20 protein-coding genes and 1 riboswitch are annotated in these 22,539 nt (G+C 70.9%); of the genes, 10 read left to right on the forward strand and 10 right to left on the reverse strand.

All coding sequences use genetic code 11. The annotated features are described in order from the left end of the window. Positions 1–60: 60 nt before the first annotated feature. The 3 genes from IE182_RS20950 to IE182_RS20960 all read left to right on the forward strand — a co-directional run bounded on the left by IE182_RS20950 (position 61) and on the right by IE182_RS20960 (position 3,055). Positions 61–1,518 (forward strand): MFS transporter, encoded by a 1,458-nt coding sequence (locus IE182_RS20950; RefSeq protein WP_190111431.1) that lies wholly within the window; start codon positions 61–63, stop codon positions 1,516–1,518. Positions 1,519–1,541: 23 nt separating this feature from the next. After that, positions 1,542–1,955 carry a cupin domain-containing protein gene (locus IE182_RS20955; protein ID WP_190111432.1) on the forward strand — a complete coding sequence of 138 codons (414 nt, stop codon included), beginning with the start codon at positions 1,542–1,544 and terminating at the stop codon, positions 1,953–1,955. Between the two features lie 92 nt (positions 1,956–2,047). After that, on the forward strand, positions 2,048–3,055 hold the full coding sequence (locus IE182_RS20960) for a TauD/TfdA family dioxygenase (RefSeq protein WP_190111433.1): 1,008 nt from the start codon (positions 2,048–2,050) through the stop codon (positions 3,053–3,055). Positions 3,056–3,194: 139 nt separating this feature from the next. Here the strand turns inward: IE182_RS20960 and IE182_RS20965 are convergent, their stop codons facing one another. The 4 genes from IE182_RS20965 to IE182_RS20980 all read right to left on the reverse strand — a co-directional run bounded on the left by IE182_RS20965 (position 3,195) and on the right by IE182_RS20980 (position 6,813). Beyond that, the gene (locus tag IE182_RS20965; RefSeq protein WP_190111434.1) at positions 3,195–4,121 is read right to left on the reverse strand and encodes a LysR family transcriptional regulator; all 927 of its coding nucleotides are present in this window, start codon (positions 4,119–4,121) and stop codon (positions 3,195–3,197) included. 37 nt (positions 4,122–4,158) lie between these two features. Continuing rightward, positions 4,159–4,866, reverse strand: coding sequence for a helix-turn-helix transcriptional regulator (locus IE182_RS32645; RefSeq protein WP_308432143.1), 708 nt, complete (start codon positions 4,864–4,866; stop codon positions 4,159–4,161). A 259-nt stretch (positions 4,867–5,125) separates the two neighbouring features. Continuing rightward, entirely contained in the window at positions 5,126–5,716 is a 591-nt protein-coding gene (locus IE182_RS20975; protein ID WP_190111435.1) for a TetR/AcrR family transcriptional regulator, read from the reverse strand. A 47-nt stretch (positions 5,717–5,763) separates the two neighbouring features. Further along, positions 5,764–6,813 carry an SIS domain-containing protein gene (locus tag IE182_RS20980; protein WP_190111436.1) on the reverse strand — a complete coding sequence of 350 codons (1,050 nt, stop codon included), beginning with the start codon at positions 6,811–6,813 and terminating at the stop codon, positions 5,764–5,766. Between the two features lie 113 nt (positions 6,814–6,926). On the opposite strand from IE182_RS20980, the gene nagB reads away from it, so the two are divergent. After that, positions 6,927–7,712 (forward strand): glucosamine-6-phosphate deaminase, encoded by a 786-nt coding sequence (gene nagB / locus IE182_RS20985; RefSeq protein ID WP_190111437.1) that lies wholly within the window; start codon positions 6,927–6,929, stop codon positions 7,710–7,712. Positions 7,713–7,823: 111 nt separating this feature from the next. On the opposite strand, the gene IE182_RS20990 is transcribed toward nagB, so the two are convergent. From IE182_RS20990 to IE182_RS21005, 4 genes are all read right to left on the reverse strand, one after another. Then, a complete protein-coding gene (locus IE182_RS20990; RefSeq protein WP_190111438.1) occupies positions 7,824–9,308 on the reverse strand; it encodes a glycoside hydrolase family 3 protein in 1,485 nt (494 codons plus the stop codon). Between the two features lie 11 nt (positions 9,309–9,319). Continuing rightward, a complete protein-coding gene (locus IE182_RS20995) occupies positions 9,320–10,165 on the reverse strand; it encodes a carbohydrate ABC transporter permease (RefSeq protein WP_229844985.1) in 846 nt (281 codons plus the stop codon). After that, complete coding sequence (locus IE182_RS21000) at positions 10,162–11,142, reverse strand: carbohydrate ABC transporter permease (RefSeq protein WP_190111439.1); 981 nt, start codon at positions 11,140–11,142, stop codon at positions 10,162–10,164. Before IE182_RS21000 ends, IE182_RS20995 begins: the two co-directional genes overlap by 4 nt. A gap of 96 nt (positions 11,143–11,238) precedes the next feature. Then, on the reverse strand, positions 11,239–12,510 hold the full coding sequence (locus tag IE182_RS21005; protein ID WP_190111440.1) for an extracellular solute-binding protein: 1,272 nt from the start codon (positions 12,508–12,510) through the stop codon (positions 11,239–11,241). 238 nt (positions 12,511–12,748) lie between these two features. Here IE182_RS21005 and IE182_RS21010 point away from each other — a divergent pair, with 238 nt between their 5' ends. After that, on the forward strand, positions 12,749–13,516 hold the full coding sequence (locus IE182_RS21010; RefSeq protein WP_190111441.1) for a GntR family transcriptional regulator: 768 nt from the start codon (positions 12,749–12,751) through the stop codon (positions 13,514–13,516). A gap of 94 nt (positions 13,517–13,610) precedes the next feature. Next, on the forward strand, positions 13,611–14,117 hold the full coding sequence (locus IE182_RS21015) for a hypothetical protein (protein ID WP_190111442.1): 507 nt from the start codon (positions 13,611–13,613) through the stop codon (positions 14,115–14,117). A 49-nt stretch (positions 14,118–14,166) separates the two neighbouring features. Here IE182_RS21015 and IE182_RS21020 read toward each other — a convergent pair whose 3' ends face one another. Both IE182_RS21020 and IE182_RS21025 read right to left on the reverse strand, forming a co-directional pair. Then, positions 14,167–15,654: a SulP family inorganic anion transporter gene (locus IE182_RS21020; RefSeq protein WP_190111443.1), complete on the reverse strand. Its 1,488-nt coding sequence runs from the start codon at positions 15,652–15,654 to the stop codon at positions 14,167–14,169. A gap of 74 nt (positions 15,655–15,728) precedes the next feature. Then, a complete protein-coding gene (locus IE182_RS21025; protein WP_190111444.1) occupies positions 15,729–16,340 on the reverse strand; it encodes a carbonic anhydrase in 612 nt (203 codons plus the stop codon). A 410-nt stretch (positions 16,341–16,750) separates the two neighbouring features. On the opposite strand from IE182_RS21025, the gene IE182_RS21030 reads away from it, so the two are divergent. From IE182_RS21030 to IE182_RS21045, 4 genes are all read left to right on the forward strand, one after another. Next, a complete protein-coding gene (locus IE182_RS21030; protein ID WP_190111445.1) occupies positions 16,751–17,032 on the forward strand; it encodes a DUF3311 domain-containing protein in 282 nt (93 codons plus the stop codon). After that, entirely contained in the window at positions 17,029–18,660 is a 1,632-nt protein-coding gene (mctP, locus tag IE182_RS21035; protein WP_190111446.1) for a monocarboxylate uptake permease MctP, read from the forward strand. Before IE182_RS21030 ends, mctP begins: the two co-directional genes overlap by 4 nt. Positions 18,661–18,831: 171 nt before the next feature. Then, positions 18,832–18,933: riboswitch (adenosylcobalamin-variant (AdoCbl-variant) riboswitch) on the forward strand. Positions 18,934–19,110: 177 nt separating this feature from the next. Further along, entirely contained in the window at positions 19,111–21,501 is a 2,391-nt protein-coding gene (locus tag IE182_RS21040; protein ID WP_190111447.1) for a ribonucleoside-diphosphate reductase subunit alpha, read from the forward strand. Then, positions 21,492–22,514, forward strand: a complete 1,023-nt coding sequence (locus IE182_RS21045) for a ribonucleotide-diphosphate reductase subunit beta (RefSeq protein ID WP_190111448.1) — start codon at positions 21,492–21,494, stop codon at positions 22,512–22,514. The genes IE182_RS21040 and IE182_RS21045 overlap by 10 nt, the downstream gene beginning before the upstream one ends. Positions 22,515–22,539 lie beyond the last annotated feature (25 nt).

Raw genomic sequence — 22,539 nt, forward strand, 5'->3', positions numbered from 1 at the left:
GCACCCTACGCCGACGACACTTCGGCGCCCGGCGAAGTGTCCGGGGCGGAGACTGCCGTCATGACCGTCACCGACCCCTCGGCCGAACGGCGGCCCGTCGCCGATACCGGCGGGGCACCCGCCCGCCCACCCCTGGCCCTCACCCCCCTGATCGCCCTGAGCCTCGGCTACTTCCTGGTGATGCTGGACGTCACGGTCGTCACCGTGGCCGTGCCGGACATCCGCTCCTCGCTGGACGCCGGCCCGTCCGCCCTGCAATGGATCGTCGACGGCTACAGCACCCTCTTCGCCGGACTGCTGCTGCTCGGCGGCGGCCTGGGCGACCGGCTCGGGCACCGCCGGATGTTCCTCGTGGGCCTGGCCGTCTTCACCCTCGCCTCGATCGGCTGCGGCCTCGCCGGCACCACGGCCGTGCTGGTGGCGGGCCGGCTGGCGCAGGGCGCCGGCGCCGCGTTCCTCGTCCCGGCCTCGCTCGCGCTGCTGCAGGCCACCTACCCCGACAAGGCCGTGCGCGCCCGGGCGATCGCCATCTGGGGGGCCGTCGCCTCGATCGCGTTCGGCGCCGGGCCCGTGGTCGGCGGTCTGCTGATCGCCGGGCTGGACTGGCGGGCCGTGTTCTGGCTGAACCTGCCGGTGGGCGCCCTCGCCATGGCACTGACGCTGCGTCACCTGCCGGCCGCCACCCGCAAGCCGGCGACCCACCGCATGGACCCGGCGGGCCAGATCCTCGGCGTCGTGGGCCTGATCGCCCTGGCCGGCGGCATCAACGAGGCCGGCTCGGCGGGCTGGGGCTCCCCCCTGGTGCTGGGCGCCTTCGCCGTGGGCGTGGTGGCCCTCGCGCTGTTCGTCGTCGTCGAACGGCGCCTGGAGGCGTCCGTGCGCATCCGGCCGGAGGGCCGGGCGCCGCTGCTGCGCCTGTCGTTGTTCCGCACGGGCGCCTTCTCCGCCACCGCACTGGTGGGCCTGCTGATCAGCCTCGGCTACTACGGCATGCTGTTCCTCTCCACCCTCTACTTCCAGCAGGAGCGCGGGTACGACGCCCTGACCACCGGCCTGGCCCTGCTGCCCTCGGTCTGCATGGGCCTGATCGCGGCCCCCGTCTTCGCCCGCGTCGCCGCGCGCACCGGCCCCTACCTCCCCATGACGCTGGGGCTCTTCCTGGGCGCCGCGGGGTTCCTCGGCTGGCTGCTGGCCGGCTCCGACACCCCCTACCCCGTCCTGCTGTTCGCCCTGATCGCCACCGGCCTCGGGCAGACCATGACGGCCCTCGCCTCCATGGCCGCGATCATCGAGTCCGCCCCGGCGGACGGGGCCGGCGTGGCCTCCGCGGTCTTCAACGTCTCGCGTCAGGTGGGCAGCGCGGTCGGCGTCGCCCTGTTCGGCACGCTCGTCGCCACGGCCGACCGTCTCACCGACGGCCTCCACCTCTCCGCCGCCCTCGCCACCGCGGCCTTCCTCACCGGCGGCGTCCTCGCCGTCGGCGCCCGGCGCAAGACCGCCGCCACCACCACCGCCTAGAACCCGCAAGGAGCCAGCGCACCATGAGCACCACCCCCACCACCACGCAGACCGGCCGCCCGGCCGACGGCCACCGCCCCGCCACCGTGCTGCGCGGCCTGCTGAGCCCCGAAGGGCTCGACGCGCTCGACTGGACGACCTGGTCCGAGCCCGGCCGCGCCGGCGTCGAGGCCGTACGGCTCTACACCACCGACGGGCCCAGCCCGGCGACCGGCCTCATCAGCCGCATGGGCCCGGGCGCCCACGGCGACCTGCACGAACACCTCGGCTACGAGGCGATGTTCGTCCTCCAGGGCGAGCTGTGCGACGACAGCGGCGCCCGCTACACCACCGGCGACCTCATCGTCGTGGAGCCGGGCAGCGTGCACCAGGTGAGCACCGAGACGGGCTGCGTCGTCCTCGGCTTCCGGGACGCACCCACCGCACCGCTGGGCTGACGCCTTCCTCCATCGGACGATGCGGGCACCCACGGGTGCGGCCGAGACTGAAGCCGACCACAAGTCGGCCGCACCCCGGGGAAAGCGAAGACATGGAACCCTTCTACGTACTGACAGACGCCGAGCGCGACGGACTCCGAGCCGTCCTGGAAACTGTCGGCAAGAACCCGTACGAGGACTACCCGGCCTTCTCCCGCGCAGTGGCGGACGTCGTGGACCGGGACGAGGTCCCGGCCTTCTTCCGCGAGGTGTGCGCCCGCATCCGCGCCGAGCGCGAGTCCGGCGCCTCCGACGCCCACGTGCTGCGCAACTGCCCGCTGGACAGGGAGATTCCGGAGCTCGACCTGGACGACCCGATCGCGGACAAGCACGCGAAGAAGAAGACCTTCGTCGGCGAGGTGTTCCTGGAGCTCTTCGCCCGCCTCGTCGGCACGCCCCTGCTCTCGTACGCGACGCGTTTCAACGGCGACTTCTTCACCGACGTCGTGGCGATCAACCGCTACAGCGGCAAGCAGACGGGCTTCAGCGACAGCGAACTCGTCTTCCACAACGACCGCACCGCCCACCCGGTGCGCGCCGACTTCATCTCGCTGCTCGGCATGCGCTGCCCGGAGGGCGACTACATCTACACCGGGTTCGTCGACGGCCGCCAGCTGCTGGCCCACCTCACCGAGGAGGAGCAGGAGATCCTGCGGCAGCCGCACTTCATCACGCCGTTCGACGTCCTGTCGCGGGACAACAACGGGGACCTCACGGACTCCGGGGAGCACCCGATCCTGGAGAACCACCACAGCTTCCGCTACCTCGACACCAGCACCACGGTGGTTCCCGGCGGCCCGGAGAAGGCGAAGGACGCGCTGCTGGCGCTGAAGAACGCACTCGTCAAGGCGGAGAAGAAGCGGCACCGCATCCAGAACGGCGACCTGTTCACGTTCGCCAACCAGGACGGCCTGCACAGCCGGGACAAGATGGAGATCAACGACCCGGCGCGGGCCCGGCGGCGCTGGCTGCTCAAGACCTACGCCTTCCGCGACCAGGCGGCCGCGGACCGGCACGCCGACCGCTGGATCGGGGGGATCGCCGGCCGGGTCGGCGACTGACCGCTCCCCGGCCGCCGTTCACGGCCCGTGGGCCCCGCTTCCGCCGGGGCCCACGGGCCGTTCCCGTGGTGCCGTGCCCGTGGCGCCCGTTCCTTCCGCGCCCGTTCGCCGTGCCCGCCTTCCGGCTCCGGCCGGGCGGCTACCGCAGGGCGTCGTCCTCGCGGACCGCCGGACCCCCGCTGCGCCCGCACCACTCGTTGCCGTGGGCGAGCGCCTGGGCGGTGGTGATGAAGGCCATGACCGCCGACGACTCCTCGGGCGTCGTGCGGACCCCGATGCCGAGGCGGCGCTTGACCGCGGGCTCGAAGGGCACGGCGCGCAGCGTCGGCAGGACGGCGGACAGGGCGAGGGACGGCAGCACGGTGACCCCGATGCCGGCGGAGACCATGCTCAGCAGGACCTGCAGGTCCTGGATGCGGTGGGTGACCCGGAGCCGGCTGTCGGCGGCCGCGAACAGCGCCCGGAGCGTGGGTTCCACGCCGTCGGTGGGAAGGAGGATCTCCTCCTGCGCGAGCTGGCGCACGGACAGGCCGGAGGTCGCGGCCCAGCGGTGCTGCTCGGGCAGGACGACGCACATCTCGTCCTGCAGCAGCGGGAACGTCCGCAGGCCGGGCTTGGGCAGCGTCACGACGCCGACGTCGACCATCTGCTCGTGCAGCATTTCCGTGATCTTGCTGTCATTTCCCTCGCGCAGCACGATCTCCAGGTTCTGGAACCGGGCCCGGAATTCCGTGATGAGCCTGGGGAGTAACTGGAGGGAGAAACTCTGGCTCGTACCTATGACGATCCTGCGGTCGGCGCCCCGCGGCGCCGCGTCTGCGGCGTCCAGGCGTATCTGCTCGACGTTGCGTAATGCGGAACGGGCGTGCTCGATGATGCGCTGCCCCGCCTGGGTGAGGTCCACGCCCCCGCGGTCCCGCGTCATGATTCCCACCCGGAGTTCGGCCTCCAGGCTCGCCATCGCATGACTGACCGCCGATTGACTGACACCCAATAAATCGGCCGCCTTGGTAAAACTTCCGGTGTCGGCGATGGCAACAAAGGCAGCCAGCTGTGAAAGTTTCATTGATTTCCCGTTTCATCGACCGGACCGGACGAGCCGGTCAGCCCTGACCGCACGGCCGGCCGTCCGGCGCGTGCTGCATCAACAGCACGGCTTCGAGCCGGCTGCGGACGCCGAGCTTCGTGAGCACGTGCGAGATGTGACTCTTGACCGTGCTGGGGGCCACCTGGAGCGAGGACGCCGCCTCGGCGGTGCTGAGCCCCGCGGCGAGCAGGGCGAAGACCTCGCGCTCCCGCTCGGTGAGGGTCCGCAGGGGATCGGGCCGCCGGAAGGCGGCACGCCCGCCCTCGGCGTGGACGGGGACGGCGGCGCGGGGCCGGGGGCCGGGGCCGCCGACGTCGAGCAGTTCGGGGGAGAGCAGCCGGTGTCCGGCGGCGACCGCGCCGGCCGCGGCCGCCAGGCCGTCGCCCCTGCCGGTCCTGACCAGGCAGCCCGCGGCCCCCGCGGCGAAGGCGGCGTCGAGGGCGTGCCGCGTCCAGTGCGCCGCCACGAGCAGGGCGGGGACGCCACGGGCGGCCAGGCCCCGCACGGCGGCGGCGGCGGGCAGCAGCCCCCGCTCCACGGCGAGGACGGCCACGTCCACCCGGTCCAGCGGCCACTGCGGCAGCGGCCGCCGGGCGTCCACGGCCCGCACGACGCACGGCCGGCCGCCCCCGCGCAGGGCGGCGCCGAGGAAATCACGGGATTCGGGATCGTGAACGGCCAGCAACACGACGGGGCGAGCGAGAAGTCCGCCTGACGCTTCCATGCCGGCCTTTCTCCTATCTCTCATCCGGGAGGGGGAAAGAAAGGAAAATGCACAGCGCAATACGGTCGGACGACCCCCCATGCCGACTCAGCGCAGAAGCTGATGCGTAACTTACATTCAGAGATCTCCTGCAGCAAGAGCGGACGGAATGCACACCGGCTAAACCCGGGGTATTCATTCCGTGGCCCCTGCACATGAGGCATTGCCCATACATCATGCGGCCCGTCTTCCGCCAGGGCCGCCCGGTCCCTTCGGGCCGCTAGGGCCAGCCCCGCAGGGCAGCCGCGGCCACCTTCTCCAATTCCGTGCGGCTCGCGCCGTCCCGGGCCTGCTGGGCCATGCCCTGGAACACGGCGAGCACGAGGCGGGCCAGTGCCGGGGCTTCCTCCGCGGGCAGTTCGCCCGCCCGCGCGCCGCGGCGGATGCGTTCCTCCAGGACCCCGGTGGCCGCGCGGCGCCGCATGCGCAGCGCCTCCTCCGCATCGCCGCTGGTGGTGGTGCCCTGGTCGCCGGCGCCGATCAGGAGGCAGCCCCGGGGCCGGCCCTCCGCCGTCAGCTGGGCCGCCGCCTCGCGCAGCAGCCGCTCCACGGCGGCCCGGGCGGTCGGCTCCTCCTCGACGGCGCGCACGGCCCAGCCGCCGTACCGCTCCTGGTAGCGGTCGAGGGCCTCGCGGAAGAGCGCCGCCTTGTCGCCGAAGGCGGCGTACAGGCTGGGTGCGCCGATGCCCATGGCGCGGGTGAGGTCGGCGATCGAGGTGGCTTCGTAGCCGCGGGCCCAGAAGGCCAGGACGGCCTGTTCGAGCGCCGCGTCACGGTCGAAGGATCGCGGCCGGCCGCGCGTGGGAGCCATGACCCAAATTCTATAGCGGCCACTAGACAATGCGCTACGGCCGCCGCCTATCGCGTCTCGGTCACCTTGGCCAGGGCCCGCGGCGCATCCGGGTCCTGCCCGCGGGCGACGGCGACCTCGTGGGCCAGCATCTGCAACGGAAGGATCTCCAGCACCGGTTGGAGCTCCTCGGCCACCGCCGGGGCCGGCAGGGCGAAGCCGGCCGATGCCCGGGCGACCTCGGCCCGGCCGCCGACGACGAACAGGTCGGCACCCCGGCCGCGCAGCCGCTGCAGCACCGGCTGGAGCGCCTCGCCGCCCCTGCCCCCGGGGACGACGGCGATGACGGGCGAGAGGGCGTCGACCATGGCCAGCGGGCCGTGCAGCAGGTCGGCGCCCGAGTAGGACAGAGCGGGGACGTAGCTGGTCTCCATCAGCTTCAGCGCCGCCTCCTTGGCGGTGGCGTATCCGTAGCCGCGGGAGGTGAGGAGCATGCGCTCGGCGAAGCGGTAGCGGTCCGCCAGCCGCTTGACCTCCTCGCCGCGCTCCATGATCCGCAGCGCCGCCTCCGGCAGCGCCCGCGCCTTTGCACCGTCGCCGCCGCGCAGCGCTTCGACGAAGAGGTAGAGGGTGAGCAGCGAGGCGGTGTACGTCTTGGTCGCGGGGAGGGCCCGTTCCGGGCCGGCCAGGATGTCGAGGTGGTGCTCGCAGACGCCCGCCAGCGGGGAGTCCGCGTTGTTGGTGACCGCCAGCGTGACGGCCCCGGCCGCGCGGGCGGCCCGGGTGGAGGCCACGAGGTCGGGCGAGCCGCCGGACTGGCTGACGGTGACGACCAGGACGTCCCTGAGGTCGGGCCGCGCCCCGTAGATCGTGGTCGTCGACATGGAGGTCAGCCCGCACGGCAGGCCCAGCCGCACCTCCAGGAGGTACTTGGCGTACAGGGCGGCGTTGTCGGACGTGCCGCGTGCGGTGAGGAGGACGAACCGGGGCCCGCGGGCGGCGATCCGTGCGGCGGTCTCCCGGATCCGGTCGGCGCCCTCGTCGAGGATGCGGCGCAGGACGACGGGCTGCTCGGTCATCTCGCCGGACATGAGACGGCCCGGCCGCTCCCTGGTCATGGCTCCCAGTCGACCACGCTGCGGGGGCCGCCCGCCAGCCGGCCGGGCGGCGGGCGCTCTCTGCTAGATTGGTCTATACCACCGAGTTTATACTTCAGATCGGCAGGCCCAGCGTGGAAATTGTCATCGTTCCGGACGCCAAGGCAGGCGGCGAACTGATTGCGGACACCATCGCCGCCCTGCTGGGCCGCAAGCCCGATGCCCTGCTCGGCGTGGCCACCGGCTCGACCCCGCTGCCCGTCTACGAGGCGCTGGCGGCCAAGGTCCGCACGGGTGCCGTCGACGCCTCGCGCGCCCGCATCTGCCAGCTCGACGAGTACGTCGGACTGCCCGCCGACCACCCCGAGTCCTACCGCTCGGTGGTGCTGCGCGAGGTGGTCGAGCCGCTCGGCCTGACCGAGGCGTCCTTCATGGGCCCCGACGGCACCGCCGAGGACGTCCAGGCCGCCTGCGAGGCGTACGACCGCGCGCTGCCGGCGGCCGGCGGCGTGGACCTGCAGCTGCTCGGCATCGGCACCGACGGGCACATCGGCTTCAACGAGCCGTGCTCCTCCCTCGCCTCCCGCACCCGCATCAAGACGCTGACGCAGCAGACCCGCGTCGACAACGCGCGCTTCTTCGACGGCGACATCGACCAGGTGCCGCACCACGTCATCACCCAGGGCATCGGCACCATCCTGGAGGCCCGCCACCTGGTGCTGCTGGCGACGGGCCAGGGCAAGGCGGACGCCGTGGCAGCGAGCGTGGAGGGCCCGGTCTCGGCGTTCGTGCCCGCCTCCGCGCTGCAGCTGCATCCGCACGCGACGGTCGTCGTCGACGAGGCCGCGGCCTCGAAGCTGAAGCTGGCCGACTACTTCCGCGCCACGTACGCGGCGAAGCCGGCCTGGCAGGGGCTGTAATTTCCTTGTCCTCCATCGCCGGACGGGCTCGATTCGAGCCCGTCCGGCGATGGAGGACCGGGGGTCCGGGGGCGGAGCCCCCGGTTACGGGGAGGGGCGGGGCGGGGAGAATTACGCCTCCGCGATGACCTCCGCCGCAGCCAAGCCGCACACCCGCGCCGCACCATGCGTCGCGATGTGCAACGCCCCGGTCGGCGGCGCCTCGTTGAGCCCCATCTCCACGACGACCGTGTCCGGCCGGGCCGCCACCAGCGCGCCCAGCGCACGGGCCATCCACGGATGCCGGTGGACGTCGCGCACGACCGCGACGACCCGCCGCTCCCCCGCCGCCGCCAGCACCGCTTCCGCGCCGGCCGACCCGGGTCCGTACGTCCCGGTCTCCGTTCCCGGCAGCAGCCGCACCAGTTCCGCGCCCACGCCCCACGGCGTCTCGTCGCCGACGGCGATGTTGGCCAGTGGCGTGAACGCCGCGACGTGCACGGGCGCCGAGAGGGGCGCGCAGCCGGGCGAGGCCGTCACCCGCAGGGCCCGCCGCGCCGCCTCCAGCCCCACCTCCGGGGCCGGTGCGGCTCCCTCCCGTGCCGCACCCGCCCCCGAGGTCCAGGCCGCGAGCGACCGCACCCGGGCGGCGGCGTCCGCGAGCCGCGACTCCGCCAGCTCCCCGCCCCGCACGGCCGCCACGAGCGCGTCGCGCAGCCGCAGCACCGTCTCCTCGTCGGCCAGGCCGCCGCCCACGCAGATGGCGTCGGCGCCCGCGGCGAGGGCCATGACGCTGCCGCGTTCGATGCCGTACGTCGCGGCGATCGCCTGCATCTCCATGCCGTCGGTGACGATCAGGCCGTCGAAGCCGAGGCCGCCGCGGGTCACCGGGGCGCGCAGCAGCCCGTGCAGGGCGACGGGGCTGAGGGTGGCGGGCAGGACGGGGTCGAGCGCGGGCAGCAGGATGTGGGCGCTCATCACCGCCTTGGTGCCGGCGGCCACGGCCGCCCGGAAGGGCACCAGTTCGCGCGCGTGCAGCGTGGTGAGGTCCGCGTCGATGCGCGGCAGGTCGTGGTGGGAGTCGACGGCGGTGTCACCGTGTCCGGGGAAGTGCTTGGTGCAGGCGGCGACGCCGGCGGACTGCAGCCCCTCGACGTAGGCGGCGGTGTGCCGGGCCACGAGGTGCGGGTCCGCGCCGAAGGACCGGACGCCGATGACGGGGTTGTCCGGGTCGGAGTTGACGTCGGCGGACGGCGCCCAGTTGAGGTTGACGCCGCACGTGGCGAGGCGGCGGCCGAGCTCGCGGGCGACGGCCCGGGTGAGGGCGGTGTCGTCGACGGTGCCGAGGGCGAGGTTGCCGGGGAAGGAGGAGCCCGTGCGGACCTCCAGGCGGGTGACGTCGCCGCCCTCCTCGTCGATGGCGACGAGCACGTCCTCGCGCTCGGCGCGCAGCTGTGCGGTCAGGGCCGCGAGCTGCTCGGGCGAGGCGATGTTGCGGCCGAAGAGGCCGACGGCGGCCAGGCCCTCGCCGAGCCTGCGCAGCAGCCAGCCGGGGGCGGTGGTGCCGGTGAAGCCGGGCTGGAGGACGGTGAGGGCGTCCTGCGTGAGCGTGTCCATGGGAAGTAGTGCTAGCCCTTCACTGCGCCGGACGTCAGTCCCCCGACCGCCTTGCGCTGGAGGATGACGAAGAGGATGAGGATCGGCACGGCGAAGAGCGAGGAGGCGGCCATCGTGGCGCCCCAGTCGTCGCCGAAGGTGGTGCGGAAGCCGGTCAGCCAGAGCGGGAGGGTCTGCGAGCCGGGGTCCTTGTTGAGGATCAGGACCATCGGGAACTCGTTCCACACGGTGATGAAGCCGAAGAGCGAGGTGGCCATCACGCCGGGGGCGAGCAGCGGGAAGACGACCCGGACGAACGCCTGGAAGCGGGTGCAGCCGTCGACCATCGCGGACTCCTCCAGCTCCTTGGGCACGGCGGCGACGTAGCCGCGCAGCGTCAGGACGGTGAAGGGCAGCACCATCACGGTGTAGATGGCGGCGAGCGGCAGCAGGCCGTTCAGCATCTCCGCGTCGCGCACGATCATGTAGTACGCGATGACCATGACCTCCCAGGGAGCCATCTGGGCCATCATCATCACGAGGATGAAGCTCTTGCGGCCCTTGAAGCGCATGCGGGCGACGGCGAAGGACGCGAGCAGCGCGATGACGAGCGAGAGCCCGACCGCGACGAGGGTGACGGTGAGCGAGTTGCCCACGAGGGTCCAGAAGCCGTCCGCGTCGACCGCCTTGGTGAAGTGGTCGAGGGTGGGACGGGTCGGGAACCAGACGGGGGTGTCGCTGACGATGTCCTTGTTGGCCTTGAAGGCCGTGGCGAACATCCAGTAGACGGGGAACGCGAAGACGGTGAAGAGGACGACCGCCGCCGCCCCGGGCCAGACGCGGCCGATGCTGCCGGACAGGGAGCGTGAGCGCCTCACAGCTCGTCCTCCTCTTGCTTGAGAACCAGGCGCAGGTAGTACGCGGTGAGGGCCAGCAGGATCACGATGGTGAGGATGGAGATGGCGGACCCCATGCCGAAGTGCTGGCTGCCCATGCCCTCCTGGAAGGCGTAGACGGGCAGGGTCTCGGTGAGCCGGTCGGGGCCGCCCTCGTTGATCGCGAAGACCTGGGTGAAGGACTTGAAGACCCAGATGACCTCAAGGAAGGTCGTGGCGAGGAAGAAGGGCTTGAGGAAGGGGAAGGTCACCGAGGTGAACTGCTTCCGGCTGCCGGCGCCGTCCAGTGAGGCGGCCTCGTACAGCTCCTTGGGGATCGTGGTGGTCGCGGCGTAGAGGTTGATCGCCACGAAGGGGATCGACTGCCAGACGATCAGCACGGTGATGACGAAGAAGGTGGACAGCTGGCCGCTGGTCCAGTTGAAGTCGGCCATCGCGTGCCAGCCGAGCCCGTCCAGCACGTGGTTGACGACGCCGAAGCGCTGGTCGAAGAGCCACTGGAAGACGGTGGTCGCCGCGACGACGGGCATGGCCCAGGCGAGGACGAGGCCGAGCGCGAGCAGCAGCCGCAGCCTGGTGCCCAGGCGGGCGAGCAGCAGGCCGATCAGGCAGCCGAGCGTCATGATCAGCACGACGTTGACGGCGGTGAAGACCACCGAACGGCCGGTGACGGACCAGAACTCGGAACTGCCCAGCACCTCGCCGTAGTTGTCGAAGCCGACCCACTCGGTGACGTGCCGGATCAGCTGGCGCTTGTTGAGGTTCTGCAGCGACAGCAGGCCGTTCTTGACCATCGTCCAGCCGAGCAGCAGCACGGTGAGGAGGACGGCGGGGAGGATCAGCAGGTACGGGACGCTCCGGGCGGCCCGCTCGCCGCGGGGGCGGGACGGCGGTGCGCCGCCCTTGCCGATCGGGGGCGCGGGCCGGGTGGCCGGCACCTCTTCGGTCTGCGCTGACATCGTCGTCCGCCTTCTCCCCTGTGCAAGCTGTGGAACGGTGTTACGTGGGAGGCGGTCGCGTGGACGTACGGGCGTCCGCCCGCGCGACCGGCCGGGTCACTGCTTCTGACTGAGGCGCTTGTTCATGTCGGCCTCGACCTGCTTGGCCGCCTCCTCGGGCGACTTGCCGCCCAGGACGGCCGTCATGTACGCCTTGATCGGGTTGGGGGCGTTCTCCACCGCGGCCCACTCGGGGATCAGCGGGGTGGTGCCGCCGCCCTTGGCGGCGGGGGCGGCGGCCTCGGCGGCCGCGTTGCCCTTCACGTTGGCCAGCAGCGCTTCCTTGTTGGGGATCGAGCCGACCTCCCTGGAGAGGGCGCCCTCGTTCTTGTCGGACAGTGCGATCTTCAGGAACTCCTTCGCGAGGTCCTTCTTCTTGCTGCCCTCGGAGATCGCGAGGTTGGAGCCGCCGAGGAAGACGCCCTCGGGCTTGTCGGCGCTCTCACCGGGGACGGTGAAGTAGCCGATCTCCTTCTCGATCTCCGGGTTCGCCTTGATCGCGGTCTGGGCCTCCCAGCCCATGCCGATGAACGCGCCGGTCTTGCCCTTGGCGAAGACGTCGGCCTGCTGGGGGGTGGCCTCGTCCTTGTCCTTGGGGGCCTTGGAGAAGGACTGGTACTGCTTGTAGATGTCCATGGCCTTGGCGACCTTGGGGTCGCCGAGGTTGGAGACGTACTTCTTGCCGTCCTTCTTCACCAGGTCCGCGCCGGTGCCGATGGTCAGGCCGTCGAAGAAGTACCAGTTCTGGCCGGGGAGGTAGAGCGGCTCGGCGTCGCCCTTCTTCTGGATGGCCTCAAGGTCCTTGAAGAACTCCTCCCGGGTCTTCGGGGTGTCCTTGATGCCCGCGTCGGCCCAGATCTTCTTGTTGTAGATGACGACGCGGTTGGCGGCGTACCAGGGGGCGGCGTACTGCTTGCCCTCGAAGACGGCCGGCTTGTTGAGGGACTCGGTCCAGTCGCCGCCGATCTCCTTCTTGAGGTCGTCGAGCTCGGCGAGGCCGCCGGTCTGGGCGTAGGAGGGCGTCTGGGTGTTGCCGATCTCCACGACGTCCGGCGGGCTGGACTCGGAGAGGGCGGTGGTGAGCTTCTGCTGGATGCCGTCCCACTTCTGGATCTGGACGTCGAGCTTCGCCCCGGTCTTCTGTTCGAACTCGGCCTGCACGGCCTTGGTCCAAGCAGGCGGATTCGAGCCATCCATGAACCAGACGGTCAGGGTCTTGCCCTGGGAACCGCCGGCATCCGACTCCTTGTCACTGTCGCTGGACCCACAGGCAGCAACACTCACCAACATGGCCGCGACACCCGTCGCCGCTATGAGCCCACGCTTCACAGCACTCTCCTCAAGGACCGGATGGTCTTTAATGGTTTAGACCAGTGCCCGCAGCTTGGCCTAGACCTTTTGGGGTGTCAAGGGTGTATAAGAGTCGCAGTCGGCTCCGTTACCGGACCGACACCTCAAGGTCGACCCGGGCTTCTCGGCCCCCTCGGGCCCTGCCCGTGCCACCATGTGACCGCGAAGTACGGAGGAGCCGGTGACGGCAGCAGGAACGGAGTCGGGAAGGCGCGCCATGGCGACCGAGGGCGGCACGACGGAGGGCGGCGGCACCGCGGGGGGCGCGCGGACCGCGCGCGTTCCCAAGTATTACCGGCTCAAACGGCACTTGCTGGACATGACCGAAACCATGCCCCCCGGCACCCCCGTGCCGCCGGAGCGCACCCTGGCCGCGGAGTTCGACACCTCGCGCACGACGGTGCGCCAGGCCCTCCAGGAACTGGTCGTCGAGGGACGACTCGAACGAATCCAGGGCAAGGGGACATTCGTCGCGAAGCCCAAGGTCTCCCAGGCGCTGCAACTGACCTCCTACACCGAGGACATGCGCGCCCAGGGCCTGGAGCCCACCTCGCAGCTGCTCGACATCGGCTACGTCACCGCCGACGACCGGCTCGCCTCCCTGCTCGACATCGCCACGGGCGGCCGCGTCCTGCGCATCGAGCGGCTGCGGCTGGCCAGCGGCGAGCCCATGGCGATCGAGACGACGCACCTGTCGGCGAAGCGCTTCCCGGCGCTGCGCCGGAGCCTGGCCAAGTACACCTCCCTCTACACCGCCCTGGCGGAGGTGTACGACGTCCACCTCGCCGAGGCCGAGGAGACCATCGAGACGTCCCTGGCCACCCCCCGCGAGGCAAGCCTGCTGAGCACGGACGTGGGGCTGCCGATGCTCATGCTCTCCCGGCACTCCCTGGACGCCGAGGGCAAGCCGGTGGAATGGGTCCGCTCGGTCTACCGGGGGGACCGCTACAAGTTCGTGGCGCGGCTGCAGCGACCGGCGGCGTAGGCACCGCCGGGCCCCGGCGCGGGGCGCGCGGGGGCGTTCGGCCGGGCGGGGACCCAGGGTGAGCAGTGCCTTGATCACCGCGTACGGTGTCGGAATGAGCCAAGCCGTCGATGCTGTCGATGCCGCCGCGATCGCTCTGAACGAGCGTTCCTGGACCCCTTCGGACTACGAGCTGGCCCTCGGACGGGAGTTCTTCGCCCGCCGTGACGGGCTGGAGCAGCGTCTCCTTCCGGGCATGCCCGCGTGCCCCACCCCTCAGGGCTGGGGCACGCAGCACGTGCTGTGGCTGGAGGACGTGGCCCGCCTGGCCGACGAGATGCTCGCCACCTGGCAGGCGTGGCTGCCGGGCAGCCACATGATGGCGCTGCTCGGCGCCTACGCCGGGCTGGCCCGGTCGGTCGCACCGCTGTCGGCGCAGCTGGCCCAGGCGTGGGAGGCCGAGTGGACCGGCCCCGCGAGCCAGCAGGAGACCTCGTGGTGGGAGGACTGGCACCTGCCGCCCGAGCAGCGGCAGCAGATCGACGCGCTGACCGACCGCCTGGTCGTCGTCGGCTCGGTCATGGTCATGGCCGTCGGCCGGGGGGCCGAGACGGGCCGCTGAGGCCCGCCCCGGCCGCCCGTCCCCGGCCGGTGGCGCCGGATACGGCCGGCTAGGCCGCCGTCGTCAGCTCCTCCCGGTGGCGCAGCCGCACCGGCTCCGTCCCGTCCTCGTTGTGCCGCGCCGCCCATACCTCCAGTGCGGTGCGGCACGCGTGGTCGAGGTGGCGCAGGCCGGAGAGGTCGAGCTCCAGCGGGCGGTCGCGGGGCAGGGCGTGGAGGGTGTCCAGGAGCGGGGGCAGCCGGAGGAAGGTGGCGTTGCCGGTCAGGGTGACCAGCACCCGGCCGTCCGTCCTGTCGTCGACGGCGACGCCGACCTTGGAGGTCTCCCACGCCGACTTCACGACCGCGAGCAGCAGGCCGAGCACCACGCCCTCGAACATGCTGGTGGTCACGATCGCGACGGCCGTGACGCCCAGGATCACCGCCTCGCCGCGGTGCTCGCGCCACAGCGGCACGAGGTCCTTGACCGGTACGAGCTTGCAGCCCGCGTGGACCAGCACGCCGGCCAGGGCGGCCAGCGGGATGAAGCCGATGGCGACCGGCAGCAGCACCGCGAACAGCAGCAGCCACACGCCGTGCAGCACCCGGGAGAGCGAGGTGCGGGCGCCGGCCTGGACGTTGGCGGCGCTGCGCACGATGACCGCGGTCATCGGCAGGGCGCCGAGGACGCCGCAGACGGTGTTGCCGACGCCCTGGGCCATCAGCTCCCTGTCGTAGTCCGTGGACGGGCCGTCGTGCATGCGGTCGACCGCTGCGGCACTGAACAGCGACTCCGCCGAGGCGATCAGGGTGAAGGCGAGGACCGTGCCCAGGGCGGCGACGCTACCCAGGCTCGTCATGTCGTTCAGGCCGGGCGGCTGGATGGCGTCGATCAGGCCGCGCACCTCGACGCTGGCGACGTCCAGGCCGCCCGCGGCGGTCACGGCCGTGGCCAGGGCGACGGCCACCAGCGGGGCCGGTACCAGCTGGGCCTTCGCCGGGAGCTTCTTCCACAGCACCAGCACGGCGATGGTCCCGGCGCCGACCGCGAAGGAGACCAGCGCGTCCCGGTCGGTGACGACGTCCGCGACCAGTCCCGGTATGCCGGCGATCTTCTCGACGCCGGAGCGCGGCTGCCGGACCCCGGCCATCGTGTACAGCTGGCCGAACAGCAGGACGAGCCCGATGCCGGCGAGCATGCCCTGGACGACGGCGACGGAGATCGCTCTGAACCAGCGGCCGAACTTCAGGACGCCCAGGGCGAGTTGCAGCAGCCCGGTGACGAGGACGATGGCGCCGAGGGTGCCGAGCCCGAACTCCCGCACGGCTTCGAAGACGAGCACGGTGAGACCGGCCGCCGGGCCGCTGACCTGGAAGGTGCTGCCGGGCAGGGCGCCGACGACCAGGCCGCCGACGATGCCGGTGATCAGTCCGAGCTCGGCCGGCACGCCGGAGGCGACGGCGACGCCGACGCACAGCGGGAGGGCGACCAGGAAGACGACGAGCGACGCGAGTGCGTCACGCCGCAGGGCGGGAGGGTCTTTGAGGGTGGAGAACATGGTTGAGGGTTCCTTGTGATTCAAGGTGTCGTGCACGGCGGAGTGCTGAGCGATGCTTCGCTGGAAACCGCTTGCTACAGCGGCCCGAACGAGCGGCCGCCGCCGGGCCGGTGCGCCCTGACCGCACCGGTGTGTACCTCGTAGTACCAGGCGTGAAGGGACAGCAGCCCTTCCGCCATGCGTTCGCGCACGCACGGGTAGGCGCGCAGCCGTTCGAGCTGGGCCACCGCGTGGTGCTGCACGGCATCGGCCATGTCGGCCGAAACGGGGGCCGGTTGACTCCGCGGGGCCCGCACGGCCCGCGGTACGGCGCGCTCCAGCCAGCCCCGCACGGCGGGGGCGGAGGAGAGGTCGTCGTCCTGCACGATGGCGGTCACCGCGCCGCAGTGGGAGTGACCGCAGACGATGATGTCGCGGACGCCCAGGACGCGCACGGCGTACTCGATGGTGGCCGTCTCCCCGGCCGGGTGGTCGTGGTGGTACTCGGGCACGATGTTGCCCGCCGTACGGAGCTCGAAGAGTTCGCCGGGGCGTGCGCCCGTGATGAGGGACGGCACGACGCGCGAGTCGGAACAGCTGATGAACAGCACCTCGGGCGACTGTCCGGCCTCCAGGGCGCGGAAGCTCTCGGCGTTCTCGGCGACGTGACTCGCGAAGGATCGGGCGTTGTCGATGAGCGACTTCATGGTGGCCTGCCTCCTGCGTCTCGCGGTTCGGGACGCGGTGTGGTCGGGTCGGGTCATGTGGATCGGCATTGCCTGGTTCGGGCGCCACTGCAACGGGGCGCCGGCGGCCGCCGGTCCGATTCTCCGGTGCGGCCGCGACGAACACTTTACCCACACATTACTTGTTGATGACAGACTTTATTTTCCTCAAACAGGGCGCATAGAGGGGCACTTGCGCCCCGCACGGCGCCCAACGCGCCCCACCGTCGCAAGCCCCCCGCGCACGGTTCGGACGGAGTTCAACCATCCGAATCCGTGACCCGCCACGGGTGTTGCCGTTCCGATATGCGGATGGGGGGTGACGTCCGGAGGCCGCCTCCCCTAAATTCCTGCGCATTGCACAAGTGATCGCTCAGGGGACGGAGTCACGCATGTCGGAACCACCCGCTCAACCACCGGGGAGCAGCACCGGGCCGGCCGTCAGCCTGCCGCTGGTCGTCGCCGGCGTGTGCCTGGCGCTGCCGTTCGCGGCGATGCTCTGGGTCGACTCCTACTCCCGGCTCACCCCGGCCTTCATCGGCATTCCGTTCTTCTACTGGTACCAGATGCTGTGGGTGGTCGTCTCGACGCTCCTCACCGTCACCGCCTACGTCATCGTCCGCCGTCACGAACGGCGGCGCACCCGTGCTCACGAGGGGGGTGAGTCCCGGTGAAGGACGGCGTGAACGGTGTCGCGCTCACCGTCTTCATCGTCTTCTTCCTCGCCGTCACCGTGATGGGCTTCATGGCCTCGAAGTGGCGGCGCGCGGAGAACGCGAACAATCTTGACGAATGGGGGCTCGGCGGCCGTTCCTTCGGCACCTGGGTCACCTGGTTCCTGCTGGGCGGCGACCTCTATACCGCTTATACGTTCGTCGCCGTCCCGGCGGCCATTTACGCGGGCGGCGCGGCGGGCTTCTTCGCGGTGCCCTACACGATCCTCTGCTATCCGCTGGTGTTCACCTTCCTGCCCCGGCTCTGGTCGGTCTCCCACAAGCACGGCTATGTGACCTCCTCGGACTTCGTCCGGGGCCGTTTCGGCTCCAAGGGCCTCTCGCTCGCCCTCGCGCTGACCGGAATCCTGGCCACGATGCCGTACATCGCCCTGCAACTGGTCGGCATACAGGCCGTTCTGGACGTGATGGGCGTGGGCGGCGGCGAGAACACCAACTGGTTCGTGAAGGACCTGCCGCTGCTGATCGCCTTCGGCGTGCTCGCGGCCTACACCTATTCCTCCGGGCTGCGCGCGCCCGCGCTGATCGCCTTCGTCAAGGACACCTTGATCTACATCGTGATCATCGTGGCGATCGTCTACATCCCGATCAAGCTCGGCGGCTTCGACGACATCTTCGCGAAGGCCGGTCACGCGTTCGCGGCCGAAAACCCGGCAACCGGAAAACCGCGCGGATCGCTCGTCACCGCCCCGCAGGCGCAGTGGGCGTACGCGACCCTCGCCCTCGGCTCGGCGATGGCCCTCTTCCTCTATCCGCACTCCGTGACGGCGGTGCTCTCCAGCCGCAGCCGCAACGTCATCCGTCGCAACACCACCATCCTTCCCCTCTACTCCCTGATGCTGGGGCTGCTGGCGATGCTCGGCTTCATGGCGATCGCCGCCGGGGTGAAGGTCAAGAACGGCCAGCTGGCCATCCCGCAGCTGTTCGAGGACATGTTCCCGGACTGGTTCACGGGCGTGGCCTTCGCGGCCATCGGCATCGGCGCGCTCGTACCGGCCGCCATCATGTCGATCGCCGCCGCAAATCTCTTCACGCGCAACATCTACAAGGACTTCCTCAAACCGGACGCCTCGCCCGAACACGAGGCGAAGGTCTCCAAGCTCGCATCGCTCCTCGTCAAGGTCGGCGCCCTCGTTTTCGTCCTGACCATGGACAAAACGGTCGCCATCAACTTCCAGCTGCTCGGTGGCATCTGGATCCTGCAGACCGTGCCCGCGCTCGTGGGCGGGCTCTTCACCCGCTGGTGCCACCGCTGGGCGCTGCTCGCAGGCTGGGCCGTCGGCATGACGTACGGGACGTGGCGGGCGTACGACACCCCGAGCGCCACCCAGGATCACTTCGGGAACACCAACCTCATCCCTCTCATCGGCGAGAAGGGGTACATCGGACTCACGGCGTTCGTCCTCAATGTGATCGTCGTCATCGTCGCCACGTTCGTCCTGAAGGCCCTGAAGGCGCCCGACGGGGCCGACCAGACGAAGCCGTCGGACTACACGGCCGACGCCGGCGACCCGGGCGTCCGCACGGACCTCCCCCCGGCCACCGTGGGAGCCCCCGGCGGGCACTGACCCACCCCCTCCACCCGAGGGCCGTCACACCCCCGCCAGGGGGCGTGACGGCCCTTTCCGCTTGCCCGCCGGGAGGCGTCCGTTAGCACATTCCGCGACCGGCTCATGACGGGACGACACAACATGTGGGGGCGCGTACGAGGCCCGGCACTAGATGTATGCTCGTCCTCGCTGTCGTCGCAGGGGAATCCGGTGGAAATCCGGAACTGTCCCGCAACGGTGTATGTGTGCGCATATACCCAGTGCACCCGAAGTCCGAGGACCTGCCGGCAGCAGCGTCCGCCACCGAGCCTGCCCTGGGCTCGGCTATGGGCGTTGAATTCGTCCGGGCCCCGCGGGTTGGGCCGACGGGACGCCTACGCGTCATGCCCCGGTGCAAGCGGCATGCCCGTACGCGACCGTCGCGCTCTCCCGCCCGGCCCACCCCAGCCGAGCGAGGGAGAGCCACACGTGACCATCGCGCCCGCCGAACCGGTCTCAGAGAACGCGGAAGCGACCGGCGGTCCCGGGACCGCGCTGCTGCGCACCCTGACCGATCTCACCGCAGACCTTCCCGCCACCGACCCGGGCAAGGTCGCCGCCGCAGCACTGCGCGGCCGCAGCGCCGCCTCGGACGAGGCGGAGCTGCGCTCCCTCGCCACCGAGGCCGCCGCCGGCCTGATCGCCGAGGAGCCGGAGTACTCCCGCCTCGCCGCCCGGCTGCTCACCCTCGCCATCGCCGACGAGGCGGCCGGCCAGGGCGCGACGTCCTTCTCCGCCTCGGTGGCCGTCGGCCACCGCGAGGGCCTCATCGCGGACGAGACCGCCGCCTTCGTGGCCACGCACGCCGAGCGCCTGGACGCCCTGGTGGCGAAGGCCCTCTCCGACGGCGCCGACGACCGCTTCGGCTACTTCGGCCTGCGCACCCTGCACAGCCGCTACCTGCTGCGCCACCCGATCCACCGCGACGTGATCGAGACCCCGCAGCACTTCCTGCTGCGCGTGGCCTGCGGCCTCGCCGAGGACCACTCCGAGCGGGCGCTGGAGGACGTCGCGGAGCTGTACCGCCTGACGAGCACGCTCTCCTACCTGCCCTCCTCCCCCACGCTCTTCAACTCCGGCACCCGCCACCCGCAGATGTCGTCCTGCTACCTGCTGGACTCCCCGCTGGACGAGCTGGACTCGATCTACGACCGCTACCACCAGGTGGCGCGCCTGTCGAAGCACGCGGGCGGCATCGGCCTGTCGTACTCGCGCATCCGCTCCCGCGGCTCGCTGATCCGCGGCACCAACGGCCACTCCAACGGCATCGTGCCGTTCCTGCGCACCCTCGACGCCTCCGTCGCGGCCGTCAACCAGGGCGGCCGGCGCAAGGGCGCGGCCTGCGTCTACCTGGAGACCTGGCACGCGGACATCGAGGAGTTCCTGGAGCTCCGCGACAACACCGGTGAGGAGGCCCGCCGCACCCACAACCTCAACATCGCGCACTGGATCCCGGACGAGTTCATGCGCCGCGTCGAGGCCGACGCCGACTGGTCGCTCTTCTCCCCCGCCGACACCCCGGACCTGGTCGACCTCTACGGCGACGAGTTCGACGCCGCCTACCGCGCCTACGAGGCCGCCGGCAAGGCCGTCAAGCAGGTCCCGGCCCGCGTGCTGTACGCCCGCATGATGCGTACCCTCGCGCAGACCGGCAACGGCTGGATGACCTTCAAGGACGCCGCCAACCGCACGGCCAACCAGACGGCCGAGAAGGGCGCGGTCGTCCACTCCTCGAACCTCTGCACCGAGATCCTCGAGGTCACGAACGACGGCGAGACCGCGGTCTGCAACCTGGGCTCGGTCAACCTGGCCCAGCACCTCGGCGCCGACGGCGAGATGGACTGGGAGAAGCTCGACCGTACGGTCCGTACGGCCGTCACCTTCCTCGACCGCGTCGTGGACATCAACTTCTACCCGACCGAGCAGGCCGGCAGCTCCAACAGCCGCTGGCGCCCGGTGGGCCTGGGCCTCATGGGCCTGCAGGACGTCTTCTTCCGCCTGCGCCTGCCCTTCGACTCGGCCGAGGCGAAGGAGCTGTCGACCCGCATCTCCGAGCGGATCATGCTCGCGGCGTACGAGGCGTCCGCCGACCTCGCCGAGCGGCACGGCCCGCACCCGGCGTGGGAGGCCACCCGCACCGCCCGCGGCGTGCTGCACCCCGACCACTACCCGAACGCGGTGGCCGGCTGGGCGGACCGCTGGGAGGCGCTGCGCGCCCGCATCGCCACCGTCGGCATGCGCAACTCGCTGCTGCTGGCGATCGCCCCGACGGCGACCATCGCCTCCATCGCGGGCGTCTACGAGTGCATCGAGCCGCAGGTCTCCAACCTCTTCAAGCGCGAAACGCTCTCGGGCGAGTTCCTGCAGGTCAACACCTACCTGGTGGACGACCTGAAGAAGCTCGGCGTGTGGGACCGCACCACCCGCGACGCGATGACCGACGCCAACGGCTCGATCCAGGACATGAAGTGGATCCCGCAGGAGGTGCGCGACCTCTACCGCACCGCCTGGGAGATCCCGCAGCGCGCCCTGATCGACATGGCCGCGGCCCGGACGCCGTACCTGGACCAGAGCCAGTCGCTGAACCTCTTCATGGCCTCGCCCACCATCGGCAAGCTCAGCTCGATGTACGCGTACGCCTGGAAGCAGGGCATCAAGACGACGTACTACCTGCGCTCCCGCCCGGCGACCCGGATCGCCCGCGCCGCGTCCGGCTCCGGCACCCCCGCCGCCACCATCCCCGTGCAGCAGGCCGCGCCCGACGCGGACGCCATCGCCTGCTCCCTTGAGAACCCCGAGTCCTGCGAGGCATGCCAGTGACCGCCCCCGTCCAGAAGAACCTGCTCGACCCGGGCTTCGAGCTGACCCTGCGCCCGATGCGGTACCCAGACTTCTACGACCGCTACCGCGACGCGATCAAGAACACCTGGACCGTCGAGGAGGTCGACCTCCACTCGGACGTCGCCGACCTCGCCAAGCTGTCCCCGGGCGAGCAGCACATGATCGGCCGCCTGGTCGCGTTCTTCGCGACCGGCGACTCGATCGTGGCGAACAACCTCGTGCTGACGCTGTACAAGCACATCAACTCCCCCGAGGCGCGGCTGTACCTGTCGCGGCAGCTCTTCGAGGAGGCCGTGCACGTCCAGTTCTACTTGACGCTGCTCGACACCTACCTGCCCGACCCGGACGAGCGCGCGGCCGCGTTCGACGCGGTGGAGAACATCCCCTCCATCCGCGACAAGGCGCAGTTCTGCTTCAAGTGGATCAACGAGGTCGAGAAGATCGACCGGCTGGAGACGAAGGCCGACCGCCGTCGCTTCCTGCTCAACCTGATCTGCTTCGCCGCGTGCATCGAGGGCCTGTTCTTCTACGGCGCCTTCGCCTACGTGTACTGGTTCCGCAGCCGCGGCCTGCTGCACGGCCTGGCGACCGGCACCAACTGGGTCTTCCGCGACGAGACCATGCACATGAACTTCGCGTTCGAGGTCGTGGACACCGTCCGCCAGGAGGAGCCCGAGCTCTTCGACGACGAGCTCCAGCAGCAGGTCACCGACATGCTGAAGGAGGCCGTCGAGGCGGAGCTGCAGTTCGGCCGTGACCTGTGCGGCGAGGGCCTGCCGGGCATGAACACCGAGTCCATGCGCGAGTACCTCCAGTGCGTGGCCGACCAGCGCCTGCAGCGCCTGGGCTTCGCCCCGGTCTTCGGCTCGGAGAACCCGTTCTCCTTCATGGAGCTGCAGAACGTCCAGGAGCTGACCAACTTCTTCGAGCGCCGCGCGTCCGCGTACCAGGTGGCGGTCGAGGGCACGGTCGCCTTCGACGACGAGTTCTGATGATCCAGGCGGGCTAATTCCGCCG

The sequence above is a fragment of the Streptomyces cinnamoneus genome, from assembly GCF_014650495.1.
Classification (GTDB): Bacteria; Actinomycetota; Actinomycetes; order Streptomycetales; family Streptomycetaceae; genus Streptomyces; species Streptomyces cinnamoneus.

What these genes read in the sequence shown, in the direction of transcription:
- IE182_RS20950 (WP_190111431.1), top strand. Translation starts at nt 61, where the DNA reads ATGACCGTCACCGACCCCTCGGCCGAACGGCGGCCCGTCGCCGATACC.
- IE182_RS20975 (WP_190111435.1), bottom strand. Translation starts at nt 5,716, where the DNA reads ATGGCTCCCACGCGCGGCCGGCCGCGATCCTTCGACCGTGACGCGGCG.
- IE182_RS20980 (WP_190111436.1), bottom strand. Translation starts at nt 6,813, where the DNA reads ATGACCAGGGAGCGGCCGGGCCGTCTCATGTCCGGCGAGATGACCGAG.
- IE182_RS20990 (WP_190111438.1), bottom strand. Translation starts at nt 9,308, where the DNA reads ATGGACACGCTCACGCAGGACGCCCTCACCGTCCTCCAGCCCGGCTTC.
- IE182_RS21015 (WP_190111442.1), top strand. Translation starts at nt 13,611, where the DNA reads ATGAGCCAAGCCGTCGATGCTGTCGATGCCGCCGCGATCGCTCTGAAC.
- IE182_RS20955 (WP_190111432.1), top strand. Translation starts at nt 1,542, where the DNA reads ATGAGCACCACCCCCACCACCACGCAGACCGGCCGCCCGGCCGACGGC.
- IE182_RS20965 (WP_190111434.1), bottom strand. Translation starts at nt 4,121, where the DNA reads ATGAAACTTTCACAGCTGGCTGCCTTTGTTGCCATCGCCGACACCGGA.
- IE182_RS21030 (WP_190111445.1), top strand. Translation starts at nt 16,751, where the DNA reads ATGTCGGAACCACCCGCTCAACCACCGGGGAGCAGCACCGGGCCGGCC.
- IE182_RS20960 (WP_190111433.1), top strand. Translation starts at nt 2,048, where the DNA reads ATGGAACCCTTCTACGTACTGACAGACGCCGAGCGCGACGGACTCCGA.
- IE182_RS21045 (WP_190111448.1), top strand. Translation starts at nt 21,492, where the DNA reads ATGCCAGTGACCGCCCCCGTCCAGAAGAACCTGCTCGACCCGGGCTTC.
- IE182_RS21020 (WP_190111443.1), bottom strand. Translation starts at nt 15,654, where the DNA reads ATGTTCTCCACCCTCAAAGACCCTCCCGCCCTGCGGCGTGACGCACTC.
- IE182_RS32645 (WP_308432143.1), bottom strand. Translation starts at nt 4,866, where the DNA reads ATGGAAGCGTCAGGCGGACTTCTCGCTCGCCCCGTCGTGTTGCTGGCC.
- IE182_RS21000 (WP_190111439.1), bottom strand. Translation starts at nt 11,142, where the DNA reads ATGTCAGCGCAGACCGAAGAGGTGCCGGCCACCCGGCCCGCGCCCCCG.
- IE182_RS21025 (WP_190111444.1), bottom strand. Translation starts at nt 16,340, where the DNA reads ATGAAGTCGCTCATCGACAACGCCCGATCCTTCGCGAGTCACGTCGCC.
- IE182_RS21010 (WP_190111441.1), top strand. Translation starts at nt 12,749, where the DNA reads ATGGCGACCGAGGGCGGCACGACGGAGGGCGGCGGCACCGCGGGGGGC.